Below are 21,118 nucleotides of genomic sequence, written 5' to 3'. Positions count from 1 at the left end.
AGCCGAAACTTAACCCGCGACCCTGATCTGAAGCTTCACGTCGCTGGGCCGCGCTTCCACCGCCCGGTCAAACGCCTTGATCGAATCCTCGAAGGCAAACGTTTCCGAAATCAGCGGCTTGAGATCGACCTTGCCCGAAGCGATCAGCGCAATGGCCCGGTCATATTGGTGGGCATAGCGGAACACGTTCTCGATCCGCAATTCCTTGACCGACGCGCCGGCAATGTCCACCGCCACCGGCTCGACCGGCAGGCCAACCACCACGATCGTGCCGCCGGGACGCGGCAGGTCCATGATGGTCTTCCAGGCATGCGGCGAACCCGAACACTCAAACACCACGTCCGCCCCCCAGCCTTCAGTGAGCCGGGCGACCTCATCGACGATATTCTTCTCGCGGATATTGACCGGAATCACGCCCTGGTATTGCGCGGCAATATCGAGCTTGGGCTGCGCCAGATCGGCGACGATGACGCGGGCACAGCCTCCCGCCAGCGCCGCCAGCGCCACCATGGTGCCGATCGGACCGGCCCCCAGCACCACGGCGGTATCGCCCGGCGCGATGCGGGCCTTGCTGGCCGCCTGCATGCCGACAGCGAAGGGTTCGACCATGGCGCCCTCGGCAAAGCTGACATGATCAGGCAGCTTGAAGGTGTAATTGGCCGGATGCACCACTTCCGCCGTCAGCACACCATGCACCGGTGGCGTCGCCCAGAAGCTGACGGCCGGATCGACATTGTACATGCCCAGCCGGCTGGCCCGCGAATTGGCATCGGGAATGCCCGGCTCCATGCAGACGCGGTCACCGACCTTGAGATGGGTGACGCCCTCGCCCACGGCGCTGACCGTGCCGGCCGCCTCATGCCCCAGCACCATGGGGGCGTTGACCACGAAGGGGCCGATCTTGCCATGGGTATAATAGTGCGCATCCGAGCCGCAGACGCCCACGGTATGGATGGCGATCCTGACCATGCCCGGCCCCACGTCGAGCGGCAGATCGATATCGCGCAAAGCCAGCTCATGCTGACGTTCAAGGACAAGGGCGCGCATTTGGCTCATGGGGTCAGGCTCCGGGATATCAACGGTGTCGGCAGGCCGTTGGGCCGCGACCACCCCATTTCTATCCCAGCCCAGGCCGCGCGCGAAGGCGGCAAATGTGCTTCCTGCCCAGTGGCGCCAAAATGGCTGGGCCTTTTGGCGGGTCGCGGGCGGTAACCAGTCCTAAATGCGCCTGCCCTATGCTGATTTCCAACAAGTTCCTCAACCGGTTGTCTGATGCAGCCCGCAACGTCGACAATCGAACGCTGGCATCCAACCACCGTCGCGCTTTTGCCGATGGTGCTGGCCCTTATTACCGCGGTTGTTGCGGTGCTGGGCTTTGTCGTCTGGTCGACCGGCAATATCGATCAGCGCGCTGCCGAGCGGCAGACCACCATGATAAGCCATGTGGTCGAAGGCCGCCTGTCGCGTATCGTGCGCGAGACGGCCAGCGTCGCCATCAATGACGAGACCTTGCGCAAGACCAGCGCCGCTTTCGACAGCAACTGGATCGAAACCAATGTCGGTGAGTGGCTCTACCGCTACTTCCGGCACGACCAGACCATTCTGCTCAGCGCCCAGGGTGCCCCGGTCTACGCCATGGTCGATGGGGCTGCCGTCGATGTCAGTACCGTTCGCGATATGCTCGCCGGCCTCGAGTCGCTGATTACCGAGGCGCGCGCGCTTCGCCCCGGCCAGCGCCCGCCCCCCGCGCCACTCGATGCCCCGGCCGGGCTTGAGGGACAGCCTCCCATCCTGCCACCCCGCCCGCCACCGCCGTCCGTGACCGACTTTGCCATCATCGATGGCAAGCCTGCCATCGTCGCAGCCTTGCCCGTCATTGGCGAACGCGCGGCCCTGCGGCCGCAGCCGGGAACCGAGCCGATCATTCTGGCGGTGCAATTTCTCGACGGGCGCGCCGCCAGCCAGATCAACCGGGAGTTTCTCTTCGACGACGGACGCTTTACCTTGGTCGAAAGCAGCAATCCCAACCGCCTCGTCTACCCGATCCTCAGCGCCAGCGGTCGCTTCGTGGCCTTCTTCGAATGGAACCGCGATCGTCCCGGCTATGTCATGCTGTTGCAGACCGGGCCGCTGCTGGTCGGCGCGTTCTTGCTCGCTGGCATCCTGATTTTCCTGCTGCTCGGTCAGTTGCGCCGCTCGGCAGCGGCGGTCGAAAACGCCCGCCGCCTCAGCCTGCACCAGGCCAGTCATGATGCGCTGACCGGGCTGGATAACCGCATGAGCTTTGACGCCAAGCTGGCAGAAGCCGCGGCCGACAAGCACAATGCCAATGCGCATCTGACCTTGTTCATGCTCGATCTCGACCGGTTCAAACAGGTCAACGACACCCTCGGCCACCAGGCCGGCGACGAACTGATCTGTACCGTGGGCGACCGCCTGCGCGCCATCTTCGGCACCGGCACCATGATTGCGCGGCTCGGCGGTGACGAATTCGCCGTTCTGGCCATCACCCATGACAAGCCCGTCGATGTGATGGAGGTGTCCGCCCGCATCATCGAATCCATCGGGCGGCCCTTCACCCTCAGCCGCTTCAAGGCCCATGTCGGGGTCAGCATTGGCATTGTCATGGCCCGCGGCCGCGATGCCGAGCCCACAGAACTGGTGCGCCGCGCCGATATCGCCCTCTACGAAGCCAAGGCCGGTGGCCGCAACCGCGCCGCGGTCTATGAGGAGCACATGAACGAGCTGCTGCAGCTGCAGCACACCATTGAAGCTGAACTGCGCGAGGCCCTGTGCCGCGACGATCAATTGTCCATCGTCTTCCAGCCCCTGATCGACCAGGTGTCGCGCAAGGTGATCGGCGCCGAGGCCCTTGCGCGCTGGTACCATCCCAAATTCGGCCAGATCTCTCCGGCCCGTTTCATTCCCGTGGCCGAAAGCACCGGCCTTATCGAAACCCTGGGTGAATTCGTATTGCGCCGCGCCTGCCTCCTGGGGGCCACCGTTCCCGGCCGCACCATTGCCGTCAACATTTCGCCGACCCAGCTGCGCAACCCGCAATTCTCCCACCAGGTCTTCGATATACTGCACGAAACCGGCATGCGGCCGCTCGATCTCGAGCTCGAGATTACCGAATCCATCCTGCTCGACGACGAACATGTGTCATCGCAGAACCTGCGCACCTTCCGGGCGGCCGGAATCCATATTGCGCTCGACGATTTCGGCACCGGCTATTCATCGCTCAGCTACCTCAAGCGCTATCCGGTCGACCGCATCAAGATCGACCGGTCCTTTGTCAGTCAGCTCACGGACGGCCATGTCTCGGTCGCCATCACCGACGCCATCGTCAAGCTCGCCCATGCCATGGAACTGCAGGTCACCGCCGAGGGCGTGGAGACGGAGGAACAGGCAACGATCCTGGGCTCGCTGGGCTGCAATACGCTGCAGGGCTTCCTGTTTTCGGGTGGGATGGTTGCCGACCGGATCACCGACATCTTCGCCGCGCCCGAAAACGCAATGGTCAGCCGGCAGCAACGCCGTACCGCAATGCGCGCGAGCACGGCCGTCCGCGCCCAGCCCGACCAATCCCTCTAGCGAACCGCGGCGAGCACCGCGCTCAGCCGCTTTTCTCGGGCCAGCAATCCGGTCCGTCCGGCGCCGGCACTCTCCCACAGCGCCTTGAGCTTGCCGTCGTTGAACAGCTTGAACAGGCAAGGCGCGATATAGGACTTGCGACTGATCATCGGCGTATTGCGCAGCACGCTGGCCACCTCGCGCGCCACCTGCGCCATCTGCCGCCGGCGAGCTGCCTCGCTGACGCCCACCTCCAGTTGCGCCAGGGCGGCCCCGGCAATCGCGCTGGCATGCAGGGTGCGGAAATCCTTGGCCGAAATCTCGGCCCCCGTTATGGCCCGCAGATAGTCGTTGACGGCGCCGGTCTTGATCGGCCGCACCTTGCCCGCCTCGTCGCGATAGACCAGCAGACGCTTGCCCGGCAGGGTCTTGATGCTGGTTATGGCGGCAGCCAGCTTGGAGTCGCGCAGGCAGTATTCGGCCCGCTTGCCGCCCTTGGCATCAAAGCGCAGGCAGATCTCTGATCCACTCACCTCGACATCGCGGGTATAGAGCGTGCCCGCCCCGCGCGTGCCGCTGGCCTCGAGATATTTCTCGCGCCCCAGGCGCATCGCCGTCTTGTCGATGAGCGCAACCGCCAAAGCCAGCGCCAGGTCGCGACTGCCCGCCGGCGCGCCGAGGCCTTCATTCACCTTCTTGCGCAATCGCGGCAGGGTCGTGGTCAGTGCCTTGAGCCGCTGCTGCTTCTTGCCGTCACGGCGTAGCGTCCATTCAGGATGGTAGAGATACTGCTCGCGCCCGGCCTCGTCTTGGCCAAGCACCTGGATATGGGCCTTTTCACTGGCCGCGATGCGCACCTCGGTCCATGCCGGGGGAATGCCAAGCGCCTTGATCCGGGCCTTGATCGCCGGATCGGTCACCAGAGCCCCCGTCGCGTCGAGATAGCTAAAACCCGTGCCGCGCTTGCGGCGCAGCACGGTTAGATCGTTCCGTCCAACCCTGACCAGCCGCACGCTGGTTACGCGGGAGCGGTCTGGGTCATGGCATAGACCACGTAGATGATGACAAACAGCACGACTATGCTGATCATGGACCCCATGAGCACACGCAGGTTCATCTTGCGCGGATTGGCCTGGCGCACATCAGTCTCGGTTTTCTTGGGATCGTAGGTTTCCATGGGACGCTCCGTTAAGCTCTGTGCACCAACGTGTCCCGACCGCAGCGGTTCCGTTGGCCCCTTGACGCAAGGTCGCAGGGCGCCGACCCTTGCTGCTTGACCAAAACCAGGAATGCTTGATGACCAGTGCCGCAAGTCTCACCCGCATGATCATGGCCGGCCAGGGCAAGGTGCCCGCCGACCTGGTGATCAAGAATGTGCAGATGCTCGACGTCATCACTGGCGCGGTCACCACCACCGACATCGCCATCGTCGCCGACCGCATCGTCGGTACCCATGCCAGCTACGAGGGCGAGACCGTCATCGACGGCACTGGCCGCTTTGCCGTGCCGGGCTTTATCGACACCCATCTGCACATCGAATCCTCGCTGGTCACCCCGCTCGAATTCGACCGCTGCGTGCTGCCCTATGGCGTCACCACGGTCATCTGCGATCCGCACGAGATCGCCAATGTGCTGGGCGCCGAGGGTATCCGCTACTTCCTCGACAGCGCCGAACAGACGGTGATGGACGTCCGCATCAATCTCTCCTCCTGCGTCCCGGCCACCGGCTTTGAGACCTCGGGCGCGGCGCTGGAAATCGCGGACCTCGAGCCGTTCCGCGCCCATGCCAAGGTGATCGGCCTTGCCGAAATGATGAACTTTCCCGGCGTGCTCAATGCCGATCCCGGCATTATCGCCAAGCTGGTGGCGTTCCAGGGGGGCCATATCGACGGCCACGCCCCGCTGCTGCTGGGCACCGCGCTTAACGGCTATCTCGCCGCCGCCATCCGCACCGACCATGAAGCCACCAGCGCCGCCGAAGCGCGCGAAAAACTGGCCAAGGGCATGGCTATCCTGATCCGCGAGGGCTCGGTCTCCAAGGATCTCAAGGCGCTCGCCGAAATCCTCGACGAGAACACGTCGAGCTTTGTCGCGCTCTGCACCGATGACCGCAACCCGCTCGACATCGCCGAGGAAGGCCATCTCGACAGCTCGATCCGCCGCCTCATCGCCATGGGCCGGCCGCTGCATCACGTCTATCGCGCCGCCAGCCATTCAGCCGCCCGCATTTTCGGCCTTACCGATCGTGGCCTCTTGGCCTCGGGCTGGCGCGCCGATATTGCCCTGCTCGACAGCCTTGAGGATTGTCGCGTCTCCGACGTCATCGCCGCCGGGCGCCTCGTGGTCCCGGCTTTGTTCGATGCCCGCCAGCCCGTAGCCCCGGTGGGCCTCAGCTCAATGAAGGCGACGCCGGTCAGCGCCGACAGCTTCATTACCGAGCCCAAGCCCGGCCAGAACAGCATCCCGGTGATCGGCGTGCGGCCCGGCCTCATCCTCACCTTCCGCGAGGAAGCTACGCTCGCCACCACCGAGCGCGGCCTGCAGCCAGATCTCGATGCCGATGTCATCAAGGTGGCGGTAATCGAGCGGCACGGCAGGAACGGCAATATCGGCCGCAGCTTTGTCACCGGCTTTGGCCTCAAGCGCGGCGCCATTGCCTCATCGGTGGGTCACGACAGCCACAATATCACCGTGGTCGGCGCCAATGACGCGGACATGGCCGTGGCGGTCAATCGCCTGATCGAACTGGGCGGCGGCTTTGCCGTGGCCGAGGGCGGCAAGGTCACCGCCGAGCTGGCTCTACCCATAGCCGGGCTGATGAGTCTGGAGCCCTTCGAGACGGTGTCGCATGACCTGCACGTGCTGCGCGACGCCGCCCTGGCGCTCGACTGCGTCCTGCCCGAGCCATTCCTCCAGGTCGCCTTCCTGGCTTTGCCGGTCATCCCCCATCTCAAGATGACCGACCGCGGCCTGTTCGACGTCGATCTGTTCGACTTCGTCAGCTGACGCCAATCGAAGTCTACTGATCAGGATGCCTGCTGTCGCGCGCCTTGACCTTGCGGCGCGCGGCATGCAGCAGCGGCTCGGTATAGCCGCTGGGCTGGTCGGCGCCGCGCAACGCCAGGTCGAGCGCCGCATTGAACGCCACCGACTGGAAGTTGTCACCCATCGGCCGATAAAGCGGATCGTCCTCATTCTGCCGATCCACCACCCCGGCCATGCGCTCGAAGGTTGCTGTCACCTCGTCGCGGCTGACCAGGCCATGGCGCAGCCAATTGGCAACGGCCTGCGATGAAATCCGGCAGGTGGCGCGGTCTTCCATCAGTCCCACATTGTTGATGTCGGGCACCTTGGAACAGCCCACGCCCTGCTGCACCCAGCGCACCACATAGCCCAGAATGCCCTGGGCATTGTTTTCGAGCTCGCGGGTGATTTCCTCGCGGCTGAGCGAAAACGGCGCCTGTACGGGCATCGAGAACAGCTCGCCCAGGCCCGGCAGGGCCTCGTTGTGCCGGCGGCGCTGCGCCGCGAACACGTCGATCTCATGATAGTGCAGCGCATGCAGGGTGGCCGCCGTCGGGCTGGGCACCCAGGCCGTATTGGCGCCGGCATTGGGATGGCCGGCCTTGGCCGCCATCATCGCCGCCATGTCGTCGGGCCGGGCCCACATGCCCTTGCCGATCTGCGCCTTGCCCGAGAACCCGCAGGCCAGCCCGATCAGCACATTGCGATCCTCATAGGCGCCCAGCCAGCGCTCGTTCTTGATCTCGTCCTTGCGCAGCACGGCGCCCGCTTCCATGCCGGTATGGATCTCGTCGCCGGTGCGATCAAGGAAGCCGGTATTGATGAAGAACACCCGATGACGCGCTTCATAGATCGCCGCCTTGAGATTGGCCGAGGTACGGCGCTCCTCATCCATGATGCCGATCTTGATGGTATTGGCGTCGAGCCCGAGCATGGCCTCGACCGAGGCGAAGATGGCGCAGGCAAAGGCCACTTCCTCGGGCCCATGCATCTTGGGCTTGACGATGTAAATGGCGCCTGTGCTGCTGTTGACCTGGTCATGCATGGCGCAGAGCACGGTCAGCGCCGCATCCATCAGCCCTTCGCCGATCGGCTTGTCTTCGAACATTACCGCATCGGTGGTCATCAGATGGCCGACATTGCGCACCAGTTGCAGCGCCCGGCCCTTGAGCACCAGGTCGCTGCCGTCAAGGGCGCTAAAGACGGCATCCTTCTTCAGGCGCCGCGTCATTTTCCGGCCGGATTTCTCGAAGGTTTCTTCCAGCGTGCCATTCATCAGGCCCAGCCAGTTGCGATAGACGCCCACCTTGTCCTCGGCATCGACTGCCGCCACCGAATCCTCGCAGTCCTGGATGGTGGTCAGCGCCGACTCGACGATGACATCGCTGAGCCCCGCCGCATGGGCGCCGCCGATGACGCTGGCTTTGTCGATGGCCAAGATCACATGCAGGCCGTGATGGCGCAGCACGATCTCGGCCTTGTTGCTATCCCCGCCCTCGCCATAGGCGACAAAACCCGCCTTATCCTGCAGCGTCACCGGGCCGGCTGCGCCGTCGATGACCAGTTCGGCCACCCCGCCGGTCGTCACCACCCGATAGGCCGTCACATCCCGATGGCTGCCCTGGCTCAGCGGAAAGCTGGCATCGAGGAATTCGCTGGCCTTGGCCACCACGGCGGCGCCACGGGCCGCGTTATAGCTCTTGCCCGGCGCCAGATCGCCGTCGCGGGCAATCACATCGGTGCCGTAATAGGCATCATAGAGGCTGCCCCAGCGCGCATTGGCGGCATTGAGCGCATAGCGGGCATTGCTGACCGGCACCACCAGCTGCGGGCCGCACAGCGTGGTGATCTCGGGATCGAGCCCCTCGGTCTCGATGGTGAAGTCCGCCGGCTCGGGCAACAGATAGCCGATTTCGCGCAGGAAGAATTCATAGCCCTGCGGGTTGCTCGCCACCGGCCCGTATTTGTGGTGCCAGTCATCGATCTGGCTCTGCAGCAGATCACGCTTTGCCAGGAGGGCGACATTGGTCGGCATGTGCTGGGCGACCAAGCCTTCGAGGCCTGTCCAGAACTGCTCCGCCGTGACGGGAAGCCCGGGCAGCGCTTCTTTTTCCACGAAGTCGACCAGCAGGGAATGTACCGAAAGGCCGGATTTGGTCTGATAGTCGCTCATGAAGCTCTTCCCTGGATCAAGTCTTCCAGACTTAGGACAAGGCCGGCTCGCTCACAACCCGCCTAAAGTCGACTTCATCCTTGCGCCGGCCACATAGACCTCGGCGATCGAGCGGTCGTCGCCCAGCGTCTGCAGCAGGAACAGCTCCTCGACCAGCTGCGTCGCTGTCTGCATGCGCAGCGCCATGGCCGGCGTGGCCGAAGAGTCGAGCACCACCAGGTCCGCCGCGCAGCCCGGCGCAATGGTGCCGATCGTGCTCTCCAGCGACAGCGCCCGGGCATTGCCCAGCGTCATCATGTAGAACGAATTGAACGGCGTCAGCCGTTGGCCGCGCAATTGCAGCACCTTGTAGCCCTCGTCCAGCGTGCGCAGCATGGAAAAGCTGGTGCCACCGCCAATATCGGTGGCCACCCCTACCCGCACGCCATGCTGGCGCAAGCGGTCATGGTCGAACAGGCCCGAGCCGAGGAAGAGGTTCGAGGTCGGGCAGAACACGGCGACCGCACCGGTTTCGGCCAGCACGCCGGTCTCGCGGTGGTTGAGGTGGATGCAGTGGCCCAGCAGCGTCCTGGGACCGAGCAGGCCATAGGTCTCGTAGATGCCGGTATAGTCCGGCGCCTCCGGATAAAGCTGCATGGAGAGGGTGATCTCGGCGTCATTTTCGCTGAGATGGGTCTGCACATAGGCCTGGGGATGCTCGGCCACCAGTGCCTGCGCCGCCGCCAGCTGCGCTGGCGTCGAGGTAATGGCAAAGCGCGGCGAGATGGCATAGAGCCCGCGGCCGCGCCCATGCCAGCGCGCGATCAGGGCCTTGCTGTCATCGTAGCTGGACTGGGCGGTGTCGCACAGCGCCTCGGGGGCGTTGCGATCCATCATCACCTTGCCGCCGATCATCAGCATGTTGCGCTTTTCCGCCTCGGCGAAATAGGCATCTACCGATTGAGGCGCGCTTGAGCAATAGGCCACTGCCGTGGTCGTGCCATTGCGGATCAGCTCGTCGTAAAAGGCGCTGGCGACAACAGTGGCATGCCCCTGCTGGCCGAACTTCTGCTCTTCCACAAAGGTATAGGTATTGAGCCATTCGAGCAGCGAGCCGGCATAGGAGGCAATCATCTGGCTCTGCACATAATGCAGATGGGTATCGATAAAGCCCGGCATGATCAGATGCGGGCGATGATCGATGACCTCAGCATCACCCCCGGACACAAACTCGCCCACGGCGATAATCTTTCCGTCCTCGATAGCGACGGCACCATCTTCAATGTAGCGATAGCTCGCCGCGTCATCGAGCCCGTGCGGTTCGCTGACAAAGCTCAGCACGCGGCCGCGCAGTATGGTCATGCTCACAAGGCCGACCCCTCGCGAAACCATTCCACCAGCAGCGCCCGCTCGTCATCGGTCATGCCGCTGACATTGCCCGGCGGCATGGCATGGGCATAGCCGGCCTGGATGGCGATATCCCGAGCATGGTTGGCAATGGCATTGTCATTGTCGAGGATGACGTTCTTGGGTGGCTCATAGACGCCCTCCCAGGCCGGCTCGGCCGTATGGCACATGGCGCAGCGCGTCTGCACCGTCAGGCTGGCGGCGGCGAAATGCTCCGCGGCGAGAAAGGGCTCGGCCGCCCGCGACGCCACCGCCTCTCCTGCCGAACCCGGCACTTTCGGCCCGCTCGATAGCCAGGCGATGAGGATGAAGAGCACAATGGCCACCGGCCAGGTCCAGTGCGGATTGCCCTTGCGGGCATGGCGGGTGTTGAAATAGTGCCGGATGACCACGCCGACCAGGAAGATCAGCGAGGCGATGATCCAGTTCCACTGCGTGGCAAAGGCCAGCGGATAGTGGCCGCTGAGCATGAAGAAGATCACCGGCAGGGTGAGGTAGTTGTTGTGCAAGCTGCGCTGCTTGGCGATCTTGCCATATTTGGCGTCGGGCACGCGCCCTGCCTTGAGATCGGCCACGACGATGCGCTGGTTTGGAATGATGATCATCGCCACATTGGCCGCCATAATCGAGGCGGTGAAGGCCCCCATATGCAGCAGCGCGGCGCGGCCGGTAAACACCTGGGTATAGCCCCAGCTCATCGCCACCAGCACGGCAAACAGCACCAGCATCAGCCCGGTCTGGCTCTCGCCCAGCGGCGATTTGCACAGCCGGTTATAGATGACAAAGCCGAGCACGATCGAGCCCATCGACAGCAGGATCGCCGCCCAATTGGGCATATCCAGGACATTGCGGTCGATAAGATAGAGGTCGGCGCCGACATAATAGACCAGCACCAGCAGCATGAAGCCGCTCAGCCAGGTCCAGTAGGCTTCCCATTTGAACCAGGTCAGGTGCTCGGGCAGGAAGTCCGGCGCTACCAGGTATTTCTGGATGTGGTAGAAGCCTCCGCCATGCACCTGCCACTCCTCGCCATGCGCCAGGGGCGGCAGACTGGGCGTCTGGCGCAGGCCCAGGTCGAGCGCGATGAAATAGAAGGACGAGCCGATCCAGGCCACGGCCGTGATCACGTGCAGCCAGCGCACGGCAAACATCAGCCATTCGTAGAAGATGATGTAATCAGGCATCGTTCGCTTCGTCCCCAGCAGACCTCATGGCCGTGAAAAAGGGGCGGACGACGCCCGCCCCTCTCAGATCAAACCAGTCCTGCCTTAGGCGGGCTGTTCGACGCCTTCGACATACCAGTCCATGCTGAGCAGTTCGGCATCGGTCATGGTGACGCCCGCTGCGACGCGCTCGGCGCCGGTATTGTCCTTGATCGGTCCGGTGAAGATGTGGAACGAGCCGTCGATCTGGCCGGTGCGCACTTCTTCGGCCGCAGCAACCACCTCTTCGGGCACCTTGGCGCCGTAGGGCCCCATCTGCACCACGTCTTCCTTGAGGCCTTCCCAGGTATTGCCCGGGGTCCAGGTGCCATCGAGCACGGCCTGCGCCGATGCCAGATAATGCGGACCCCAGTGGTCGATGATGGCGGTCAGCTGGGTGTCCGGTGCGAAAGCGCTCATGTCGGCGCCCTGGCCGAAGCCGCCGACAATGCCGCGTTCGGCAGCGACCTGCAGAGCAGCCGGGCCGTCGGTGTGCTGTGCAATGATATCGATGCCCTGGTCGATCATGGCGCGGGCAGCGTCAGCTTCCTTGGCCGGATCATTCCAGGTCGAGATATAGACCGGCTTGACGGTGAAGTCGGGATTGATGCGGCGCCCGGACAGGGCCAGGGCATTGATGCCCATGACCACTTCAGGGATGGGGAAGGAGCCGATATAGCCAGCCTTGCCAGTCTTGGACATGTGGCCGGCAATGGTGCCGCAGACCGCACGGCCTTCATAGAAGCGGGCATTGTAGAGGCCCACATTGGGCGCGCTCATATAGCCGGTGGCGTGCTCAAAGGCGATCTCGGGGAATTGCGGGGCAACCTTGATCACCGAGTCGCCAAAACCGAAGCTGGTGGCGAAAATCAGATTGCAGCCCTGCTGTGCAAGTTCGCGCAGCACGCGCTCGCAATCGGGGCCTTCCGGCACGTTTTCGACATAGATGGTCTCGACCTTGTCGCCCAGATTTTCCTCGACATAGATCCGCCCCTGATTGTGGGCATAATTGTAGCCGTTGTCATTGATCGTGCCGACATAGATGAAGCCGATCTTCACCTTTTCCACCTGGGCAAAGGCACGCGCCCCCAGCATGGGCAGGGCCACGGCGGCACCGCCGATTTTAACGAAAGTACGACGCGACAGTCTCATGGGTTTCTCCTGATTGACGTTTGTTGAATTGAGCCGGTCATTGGTGTGCCGTTTCAATTGGAAGGCAAGAACGGCTTGCCGAGGCAGGCCGGAGCATTGCTGGAAGCATCGCGGCGGGTGGAGATCAGCACCAGCACGACGATAGTTGCAAGATAAGGCAGGGCGGCCCAGAGCTCGGACGGCACGATATTGAGCGGGCCGCTGCCGGCCTTGGCATAAAGCTCCATGGTCATCACCAGCCCGAAGAGATAGGCGCCGGCCAGCAGGCGAAACGGCTTCCAGGAGGCAAAGACTACCAGCGCCACCGCAATCCAGCCGCGTCCCGCCGTCATCCGCTCGGCCCATTGCGGCGTCAGCAGCAGCGGGAAGCAGGCCCCGGCAATGCCGGCCATAGCGCCGCCGAACATCACCGCCAGATAGCGCACCCCGATCACCGAATAGCCGATGGAATGGGCCGACTGGTCATTCTCGCCGACCGCCCGGAGGATCAGCCCCGAACGCGTCCGGTGCAGGAAAAACCAGATGGCCACCACCATGGCGAAGGTGAAATAGACCGGAAAGGGATAGCCCAGGATCACCCGTGCCAGCGGATGAGCGGTGAACTCGACAGGCAGCAGCGGCTGCATCAGCGTCACGGGCCGCGCCGAATAGGACGAGCCGGCCAGCGCCGAAAAGCCGGTACCGAAGATGGTCAGCGCCAGCCCGGTTGCCGTCTGGTTGGCCGACAGGGAGAGCACGAGAAAGCCGAAGATCAGCGACGCCGCCATGCCTGCGGCCGCGCCCGCCAGCAGCGCCAGATAGGGATTGCCGGTATGGAACTGCACCACGAAGCCGGCAATGGCGCCGATCAGCATCATTCCTTCGACGCCCAGGTTGAGCACGCCGGCCCGCTCCACTACCAGTTCGCCCAATGCGGCGATCAGGATGGGCGTTGCCGCCCCCACCACGGTTACAAGGATGGCAAGTGTCAGATCCATCTAGGCCGCTCCCGCCGAGGGCTGCGGCGCCACGCGCCGGACCCGGTACTTAATGAGGATATCGCCCGCCAGCAGGAAGAACAGCATCATGGCCTGGAAGATGCCGGTCGCCGCGTTGGGAAGACCGATCGTGGTCTGCGCCACTTCGCCGCCGACAAAGGTAATGGCCAGCACCACCCCGGCAACAATAACGCCTAGCGGATTGAGCCGGCCGAGAAAGGCCACGATGATGGCGGTGAAGCCGTAATTGGCCGGGAAACCCGGCACCATGCGCTGGAACGGCCCCGCCACTTCCAGCACCCCGGCCAGACCGGCCAGCGCCCCGCTGACCAGCAGCGCCAGCCAGATCGTCTTGTTTTCGGAAAACCCGCCATAGCGGGCAGCATGCGGCGCGGCCCCGACCACCCGCATGCGATAGCCGAATACCGAGCGGGTCATGATGAACCAGGCAACCAGCCCGACCAGGACGGCGATGGGCACGCCCAGATGCACGATGGTACCCGGAATGATCGTGGGCAAACGGGCCGCCTCGGAGAACAGCCGTGTCTGCGGAAAGCCCATGCCCATCGGATCCTTCCAGGGCGCGCGGATGAGGTAATAGATCACCTGCACCGCCACATAGGTCAGCATCAGGCTGGTGAGGATTTCATTGACGTTGAGCCGCGTCCGCAACAGCGCCGGGATCGCCGCATAGGTCATGCCGCCCAGGACGCCCGCCAGCACCATCAGGGGCAGTATCCACCACCCCGTCATGCCCCAGGTCAGCAGCGCCACGCCCGTGCCGGCCAGCCCGCCCATGATATACTGGCCCTCCGCGCCGATGTTCCAGACATTGGCGCGATAGGCGATCGACAGGCCCACCCCAATGATGATCAGCGGTGCGGCCTTGACCCCCAGATCCTGCCACTTATAGGCATTCGTGAGCGGCGTGAGGAAGATTTCCCTGACCGCGCCGACCCCGTCATATCCGATCAGCGAGAAGATGATGGCGCCCACCAGCATGGTCAGTGCCACGGCGACCAGGGGCGTCGCATAGACCATGAACTGCGATGGTTCGCGTCTTTTCTCAAGCCGGAATAGCATCATGCATCTCCCCGGCCCCGTGCACGCCGCCCATCAGCAGGCCGATCTCTTCCACGCTCACCTCGCCGGTCGGCCGGGGCGGCGACAGCCGACCCATATTGATCACCGCCAGCGTATCGCACAGCGCCCGCAATTCATCGAGATCCTGGCTGATCACCACGATGGCCGAGCCGGCCGCGGCCAGATCGACCAGCGCCTGGTGGATGGCCGCCGCTGCGCCGGCATCGACGCCCCAGGTCGGCTGGCTCACCACCAGCACGCTGGGCTTTTGCAGGATTTCCCGGCCCATGATGTATTTCTGCAGATTGCCGCCCGACAGCGAACCGGCCATCGATGATGGGCCTAGCGCCTTGACGGCAAATTCGGCGATCACCTGGCCAGTATATGTCCTGGCCGCGCCCGAATTGATCAGTCCGAGCACCACCATGCCGAGCCGGTCACGCGCGGTCAGGATGCTGTTGTCCGACAGCGAGAACTCGCCCACCGCCGCGTGGCCATTGCGCTCCTCGGGCACGGCACAGAGGCCATATTTGCGCCGTCCGGTCGTGTCGAGCAGGCCCAACGGATAGCCGTCCAGCGTCACGCTCTGGCCGTCATCGCTGCGGATCTCGCCCGACAGCGCGTCGAGCAGGGCGTTCTGCCCATTGCCGGCCACACCGGCAATGCCGACGATCTCGCCGGCCCGCACGGTGAAGCTGACATTATCCACCGGCACGTCGAAATGCCCAGCCTTGGTGGTCGAGAGGTGCGACACAACCAGCTTGGCCTCGCCCAGCAGGCGGCCCTCGGCGCGCACGATATCCTTGAGTCCGGCGCCGATCATCTTTTCGGCCATCGATCGGCTGGTTTCCGCCTTGGGGTCGCAGGTATCGACCAGCTTGCCGCCGCGCAGGATGGTGGCCGTGTCACACAGCGCCTTGATCTCGTGCAGCTTGTGAGAAATGTAGAGAATGGAGCAGCCCTGCGCCGCCAGCTTGCGCAGCACGGCGAACAGCTGCTCCACCTCCTGCGGCGTCAGCACCGAGGTCGGCTCGTCCATGATGAGCAGCTTTGGATCGAGCAGCAGCGCCCGCACGATTTCGATGCGCTGGCGCTCACCGACGCTCAGCGTCGCCACCGTACGATGCGGATCAAGCAGCAGGCCATATTTGAGCATGACCGCGCGGATGCGCGCTTCAAGCTCGCGCCCGGGAATCTTGGCATCCATACCCAGGGCAATGTTTTCCAGCACGGTCAGCGCCTCGAAAAGCGAGAAATGCTGGAACACCATGCCGATGCCCAGCTTGCGGGCGGCCTTGGGATGGGCGACCGTCACGGGCTCACCATCCCAGACCATCTCGCCGGCATCGGGCTGCATGATGCCATAGATCATTTTGACCAGCGTGGATTTGCCGGCGCCGTTCTCGCCCAGCAGCGCGTGGATCTCGCCCGGCCTGACCGCAAAACTGACATTGTCATTGGCCAGGACGCCCGGAAAGCGCTTGGTGATGCCCTTGAGTTCCAACCGATACGGTATGCTAGCGTCCAATGGCCACCCCCGATGTCTCAGGGGTGCGGACCCGGTCCGTTTCAGCTTCCCATCGCTCAATGTGAACCATTATTTCGGCCGCCGCCAGTGCTGCGATGACGGCTGGTCTTTTATCCCCAAGCCCCATCTGGCCGATGGGCAGCACCAACCGCTCGACCGCCGCCGCCGAGCCGCCCTCGCCCCGATACCAGCTGGCAAAGCGGGCCCGCTTCGTGCGTGAACCCACCATGCCGATATAGGGGCTGTCGACCCGCGCCAGAGCCTCCTGGGCAATGAGAAAATCGAGCGCATGGTCATGCGTCAGGATGACAAAACTGCTCCCCGCCGGCGCGGCGCGCACCACCGCCTCAGGCATGGCAACGGCGCGAGAGGCGATATGGTCCGGCAGCAGGTTAAGTTCTTCGCGCCGCGTATCGATCACCTCGAGCTGCACCGGCAATAAAGCCAGCATCTGCGCGAGCGCCCGCCCGACATGGCCGGCACCGAAAACATAGACATGGGGGAGCGCCGCATCCTCGGCCGTCACCTGCGCCAGCAGCGCCGCGCGCCGCGCCGCATCGGCATAGTCGAGACCGACTTTGACCCGTCCGCCGCAGCACTGGCCGATTTCAGGCCCCAGCGGCACATCCATGGCGTCTTCGGCGTGGCCTGAAACGATCAATCGGCGCGCATGCTCGATCACCATATATTCGAGCGCCCCGCCGCCGATGGTGCCGAACAAGCCCGCCTTTCCGACCAGCATGAAGGTGCCCTGCGCCCGCGGGCTGGAGCCGCGCACGGACGTCAAGGCGCAGACGATGGCGTCCGGATTTGTGGCCAGGAATGCAGCGAGTTCGGCAGCCCGACTGGTCACCCCCGCGCCTCCCGCTTCATCCGCTGCACACCCATCAGCACGCGCTCCGGCGTCACCGGCGTATCGAGACGGGGGGCGATGGCATAATCGGCCACGCTAGCCACCGCCATCGACAGCGCTTCCACCACGCTCATGGCCAACATGAGCGGCGGCTCGCCCACGGCCTTGGAGCGGCCGATGGTGGGCTCGGCATTGACCGACCATTCGGCCAGCCTGACATTGAAGATCGGCGGGACGTCTGATGCCAGGGGGATCTTGTAGGTCGAAGGCGCCTTGGTGCGCAGCTGGCCCTTGGCGTCCCAGACCAGCTCCTCGGTGGTGAGCCACCCCATGCCCTGGATGAAGCCGCCCTCGATCTGGCCGATATCGATGGCCGGATTGAGCGAGCGTCCGACGTCATGGAGGATATCGACGCGATCAACGGTATATTCCCCGCTCAGCGTATCGATCGTGACCTCGCTGACCGAGGCACCATAGGCATAGTAGTAGAAGGGATGGCCGCGCCCGGTTGCCCGGTCCCAGTGGATCTTGGGCACCTGGTAGAAGCCGGCCGCCGATAGCTGCACCCGGTTCATATAGGCCGAGGCCGCCAGTTCGGCGAAGGGCACGAATGTGGCGCCCGCCTGGATACCGCCGGGCACCCAGAGTACTGCCTCGGGCGCGCACTGATAGAGCTTGGCGGCATGGGCCACCAGCCGTTCCTTGATCTGTCGCGCCGCGTCAAAGGCCGCCATGCCGTTGAGATCGGAACCCGACGATGCCGCCGTGGCCGAGGTATTGGGCACCTTGCCGGTACTGGTGCCCATGATCTTGACCACGTCCAGCCCAACGCCAAACGCATCGGCCAGCACCGCCGCCACCTTGATATAGAGCCCCTGCCCCATTTCGGTGCCGCCATGGCTGAGATGGATCGAGCCATCCTTGTAGACATGCACCAGCGCCCCGGCCTGATTGTACCAGGTGGCGGTGAAGGAGATGCCGAACTTGACCGGGGTCAGGGCAATGCCCTTTTTCAGCACCGGGCTGCCCTCATTGTATTTCAGGATCGCCGCCCGCCGCGCCTGGTAGTCCGACGAGGCCTCGATCTCCCCGACCACCCGGTGCACGATATTGTCGGTTATCGTCTGGTGATAGGGCGTCACATTGTTGCTGTCGGTGCCGTAGAAATTGGCCTTGCGGATCTCGAGCGGATCGCGGCCCAGCGCGTAGGCAATGTCCTCGATCCAGCGCTCGGCCGCCAGCATGCCCTGCGGCCCGCCAAAGCCGCGAAAGGCGGTATTGGAGACGGTATTGGTATAGAGCGGTTCCGACCGCACCCGCACGGCGGGGTACCAATAGGCATTGTCGGCATGAAACAGGGCCCGGTCGGTCACCGGACCGCTGAGGTCCGAGGAAAACCCCGCCCGCGCGCCATAGACCGCGTCCACCGCATGGATCCTGCCACTCTCGTCATAGCCGACATCGTAATCGACCACGAAGTCGTGCCTTTTGCCGGTGGCCGTCATGTCATCGTCGCGGTCGGGGCGGACCTTGCAGGCGCGGTTCCATTTCTTGGCCGCCAGAGCCGCCACGCAGGCAAACAGGTTGCTCTGGGTTTCCTTGCCGCCAAAGCCACCGCCCATGCGCCGCACATTGACCGTCACCGCATGCAGGCGAATGCCCAGTACCTGCGCCACCATGACCTGCACTTCGGTGGGATGCTGGGTCGAGGAAAACACCGTGACGTCTTCGTCCTCGCCCGGCACGGCCAAAGCAATATGGCCCTCGAGATAGAAGTGATCCTGCCCGCCGATCTCGAAACTGCCCTTGACCCGGCGCGGGGCGCCCGCCAGCCCGGCCGCGATATCGCCGCGTTCGAGCTTGAGCGGTGGCGTCACCAGCGTGCCGCCTGCCGCCTGCGCCGCCCGCACATTGGTGGCAAAGGGCAGGTCCTTGTACTCGACCTTGGCCAGGTGCGCGGCCCGCCGCGCCTGATCGCGCGTCTCGGCAATCACCGCGAACAGCGGCTGGCCCCAGAAGTGAACTTTGTCCGTGGGCAGCAGCGGCTCGTCATGGCTGTGATTGGAGCTGACGTCATTGTCGCCCGGCACATCGGCCGCGGTCAGCACGCCAATCACCCCCGGAGCCGCCCTTGTGGCGGAAAAATCGATACTGATGATCTCTGCATGCGGGTTTGTCGACAGCCCCAGATAGGCATGCATGGTGCCGGCCGGCTCGACCATGTCGTCGATATATTCGGCCGTGCCGGTGACATGCTTGGACCCGCTATCATGACGGACATCCTTGTGCAGCGAGGCTAGGGCGATCGGGGCTTGCAGCTTGTTCATGCCACCTCCCGCCGCAACCTTTGGCCATGGCCGGTGGTCTCGAGGAAGAAGCGCTGCAACATGTTCTGCGCGCTCAGCAGCCGGTATTCGGCACTGGCCCGCATATCGGAAATCGGCTGATAGTCTTCAGCAAAGGCCACCACGGCGGCATCGATGGTCGCCTGCGTCCAAGGCTTGCCAACCAGCGCCGCCTCGACGGCCTTGGCGCGCTTGGGCGTTGCCGCCATGCCGCCAAAGGCGATGCGGGCCATGCCCACCGTGCCGGCATCGCTGACAAACACCCGGAAGGCGCCGCATAGGGTGGAGATGTCCTCCTCGCGCCGCTTGGACAGCTTGTAGACGGCAAACTTCTCGCCCGCCGGCAGCAGCGGCACGGTGACGCTTTCGACAAATTCGCCGGGCTGGCGGTCCTGCTGGCCATAGGCCAGGAAATAGTCTTCGAGCTTGATCTCGCGCCGATGCGCGCCGCGCCGCAGCGTCAGCCTGGCGCCCAGCGCGATGAAGGGCGGCGGCGTATCGCCGATCGGCGACCCATTGGCGATATTGCCGCCGATCGTGCCCATATTGCGCACCTGCTCGCCGGCGACGCGATCCCACAATTCGGCCATGCCCGGGAAGTGCTCTTCCAGCACGGGCTGCGCCTGCGAATAGCTGACCCCGGCATAGAACCGCACTTCGCTGGCATTGTCGGCAATGGCCCGCAATTCCTGTAGCTGGCCGATAAAGATCACCGGCCCGATGGCGCGCATGAACTTGGTGACCCAGAGCCCGACATCGGTCGAGCCGGCCACGATAGTCGCCTCGGGATTTTCCGCATAGATCTCGGCAAAATCGTCGAGGCTCGCCGGCACGATGATCCGCCCGACGCCTTCACCGATCTCGACGCGGCTGCCGTCATGGATCGCCTTGATCTGTTCCTTGAGCGCAATGCGCTCGGCCCAGAGCGGATCGCCCTGCGGCAGACCGTAGGTCGACATTGCCTTGCCCGCGCGGATGATCGGCGCATAGCCAGTGCAGCGGCAGAGATTGCCCTGCAGCGCCTTTTCGATGGCGCCCTGGCTCGGGTCGGGATTGCGCATCCACAGGCCATAAAGGCTCATCACAAAACCCGGCGTGCAGAAGCCGCACTGGCTGCCATGGTGATCCACCATCGCCTGCTGCACCGGGTGCAGATTGCCGTTCTCGCCGCGCAGATGCTCGATGGTGACCACATGGGTGCCGTGCAGGCTGCCCACGAAACGGATGCAGGCCGTCACGGAGTCATAGATGATTTCGTCGCCCATCAGCCGCCCGACCAGCACGGTACAGGCGCCGCAATCGCCCTCGGCGCAGCCTTCCTTGGAACCGCGCAGCCGCCGCTCCAGCCGCAGCCAGTCGAGCAGCGTCGTGTCCGGCTTCACGTCGGTCAGGCTGATCGCCTCGCCATTGAGAATGAAGCGGATGGCGTTTGAAACCACGGTCATGCCTCAGCTGCCCCGATAGGTGGAATAGGCAAAGGGGCTGACCAGCAGGGGCACATGGTAATGCTTGTCTTCGCTGATGGTGAAGCGGACCGGCACCACGTCGAGGAACGGATTGGCCAGTTCGACCCCCAGCCGCTCGAAATATTGCCCGACGTGGAAATGGATCTCGAACTCGCCATGCTGGAACTGCTGCTCGTCGAGCAGCGGCGCGTCGACCCGACCGTCCGCATTGGTATAGCTGTCGGCAATATGGTGATTATGGTCGCCATGCACGAACAGCAATTCGATCCGCATGCCGCGCGCCGGCGTGCCGTGCATCGTGTCCAGCACATGCGTGGTGAGGCGTCCACTACCCGCCATAAGTCTGCTCCATTGGT

Annotated in this window: 16 protein-coding genes; 2 read left to right on the top strand and 14 right to left on the bottom strand. The window is 64.0% G+C overall.

Annotated elements, in window-relative coordinates:
- Positions 1-9: 9 nt before the first annotated feature.
- Entirely contained in the window at positions 10-1,056 is a 1,047-nt protein-coding gene (locus tag GDR53_RS13285) for an NAD(P)-dependent alcohol dehydrogenase (RefSeq protein ID WP_193334952.1), read from the bottom strand.
- A gap of 216 nt (positions 1,057-1,272) precedes the next feature.
- On the opposite strand from GDR53_RS13285, the gene GDR53_RS13280 reads away from it, so the two are divergent.
- Positions 1,273-3,594, top strand: coding sequence for a putative bifunctional diguanylate cyclase/phosphodiesterase (locus GDR53_RS13280; protein ID WP_193334951.1), 2,322 nt, complete (start codon positions 1,273-1,275; stop codon positions 3,592-3,594).
- Here the strand turns inward: GDR53_RS13280 and GDR53_RS13275 are convergent.
- Both GDR53_RS13275 and GDR53_RS13270 read right to left on the bottom strand, forming a co-directional pair.
- Positions 3,591-4,550 (bottom strand): DNA topoisomerase IB, encoded by a 960-nt coding sequence (locus tag GDR53_RS13275; RefSeq protein ID WP_193334950.1) that lies wholly within the window; start codon positions 4,548-4,550, stop codon positions 3,591-3,593. The genes GDR53_RS13280 and GDR53_RS13275 overlap by 4 nt on opposite strands.
- A 41-nt stretch (positions 4,551-4,591) precedes the next feature.
- Positions 4,592-4,750: a hypothetical protein gene (locus GDR53_RS13270; RefSeq protein ID WP_193334949.1), complete on the bottom strand. Its 159-nt coding sequence runs from the start codon at positions 4,748-4,750 to the stop codon at positions 4,592-4,594.
- A 119-nt stretch (positions 4,751-4,869) separates the two neighbouring features.
- On the opposite strand from GDR53_RS13270, the gene ade reads away from it, so the two are divergent.
- Positions 4,870-6,579 (top strand): adenine deaminase, encoded by a 1,710-nt coding sequence (ade, locus tag GDR53_RS13265; RefSeq protein ID WP_193334948.1) that lies wholly within the window; start codon positions 4,870-4,872, stop codon positions 6,577-6,579.
- A gap of 13 nt (positions 6,580-6,592) precedes the next feature.
- Here the strand turns inward: ade and GDR53_RS13260 are convergent, their stop codons facing one another.
- The 11 genes from GDR53_RS13260 to uraH all read right to left on the bottom strand — a co-directional run bounded on the left by GDR53_RS13260 (position 6,593) and on the right by uraH (position 21,101).
- Complete coding sequence (locus tag GDR53_RS13260; protein WP_193334947.1) at positions 6,593-8,770, bottom strand: malate synthase G; 2,178 nt, start codon at positions 8,768-8,770, stop codon at positions 6,593-6,595.
- A 51-nt stretch (positions 8,771-8,821) separates the two neighbouring features.
- Positions 8,822-10,111 carry a guanine deaminase gene (guaD, locus tag GDR53_RS13255; protein WP_408639805.1) on the bottom strand — a complete coding sequence of 430 codons (1,290 nt, stop codon included), beginning with the start codon at positions 10,109-10,111 and terminating at the stop codon, positions 8,822-8,824.
- A 2-nt stretch (positions 10,112-10,113) separates the two neighbouring features.
- Positions 10,114-11,340, bottom strand: coding sequence for a urate hydroxylase PuuD (locus tag GDR53_RS13250; RefSeq protein WP_193334945.1), 1,227 nt, complete (start codon positions 11,338-11,340; stop codon positions 10,114-10,116).
- An 84-nt stretch (positions 11,341-11,424) separates the two neighbouring features.
- Positions 11,425-12,510, bottom strand: coding sequence for a BMP family ABC transporter substrate-binding protein (locus GDR53_RS13245; RefSeq protein ID WP_193334944.1), 1,086 nt, complete (start codon positions 12,508-12,510; stop codon positions 11,425-11,427).
- A gap of 53 nt (positions 12,511-12,563) precedes the next feature.
- A complete protein-coding gene (locus GDR53_RS13240; protein ID WP_193334943.1) occupies positions 12,564-13,487 on the bottom strand; it encodes an ABC transporter permease in 924 nt (307 codons plus the stop codon).
- Positions 13,488-14,570, bottom strand: coding sequence for an ABC transporter permease (locus tag GDR53_RS13235; protein ID WP_193338092.1), 1,083 nt, complete (start codon positions 14,568-14,570; stop codon positions 13,488-13,490). It abuts the gene before it with no gap.
- A complete protein-coding gene (locus GDR53_RS13230; RefSeq protein ID WP_232846623.1) occupies positions 14,554-16,098 on the bottom strand; it encodes an ABC transporter ATP-binding protein in 1,545 nt (514 codons plus the stop codon). Before GDR53_RS13230 ends, GDR53_RS13235 begins: the two co-directional genes overlap by 17 nt.
- The gene (xdhC, locus tag GDR53_RS13225; RefSeq protein WP_193334942.1) at positions 16,088-16,951 is read right to left on the bottom strand and encodes a xanthine dehydrogenase accessory protein XdhC; all 864 of its coding nucleotides are present in this window, start codon (positions 16,949-16,951) and stop codon (positions 16,088-16,090) included. The genes GDR53_RS13230 and xdhC overlap by 11 nt, the downstream gene beginning before the upstream one ends.
- Complete coding sequence (xdhB, locus tag GDR53_RS13220; RefSeq protein ID WP_193334941.1) at positions 16,948-19,278, bottom strand: xanthine dehydrogenase molybdopterin binding subunit; 2,331 nt, start codon at positions 19,276-19,278, stop codon at positions 16,948-16,950. Before xdhB ends, xdhC begins: the two co-directional genes overlap by 4 nt.
- Complete coding sequence (gene xdhA / locus GDR53_RS13215; protein WP_193334940.1) at positions 19,275-20,741, bottom strand: xanthine dehydrogenase small subunit; 1,467 nt, start codon at positions 20,739-20,741, stop codon at positions 19,275-19,277. Before xdhA ends, xdhB begins: the two co-directional genes overlap by 4 nt.
- A 3-nt stretch (positions 20,742-20,744) precedes the next feature.
- Entirely contained in the window at positions 20,745-21,101 is a 357-nt protein-coding gene (uraH, locus tag GDR53_RS13210; protein WP_193334939.1) for a hydroxyisourate hydrolase, read from the bottom strand.
- Between the last annotated feature and the right edge of the window lie 17 nt (positions 21,102-21,118).

Source organism: Devosia beringensis (genome assembly GCF_014926585.1).
Taxonomy (GTDB): domain Bacteria; phylum Pseudomonadota; class Alphaproteobacteria; order Rhizobiales; family Devosiaceae; genus Devosia; species Devosia beringensis.
Note: the sequence above shows the minus strand (reverse complement) of the source record. Positions and strands in the feature narration are given on the sequence as shown.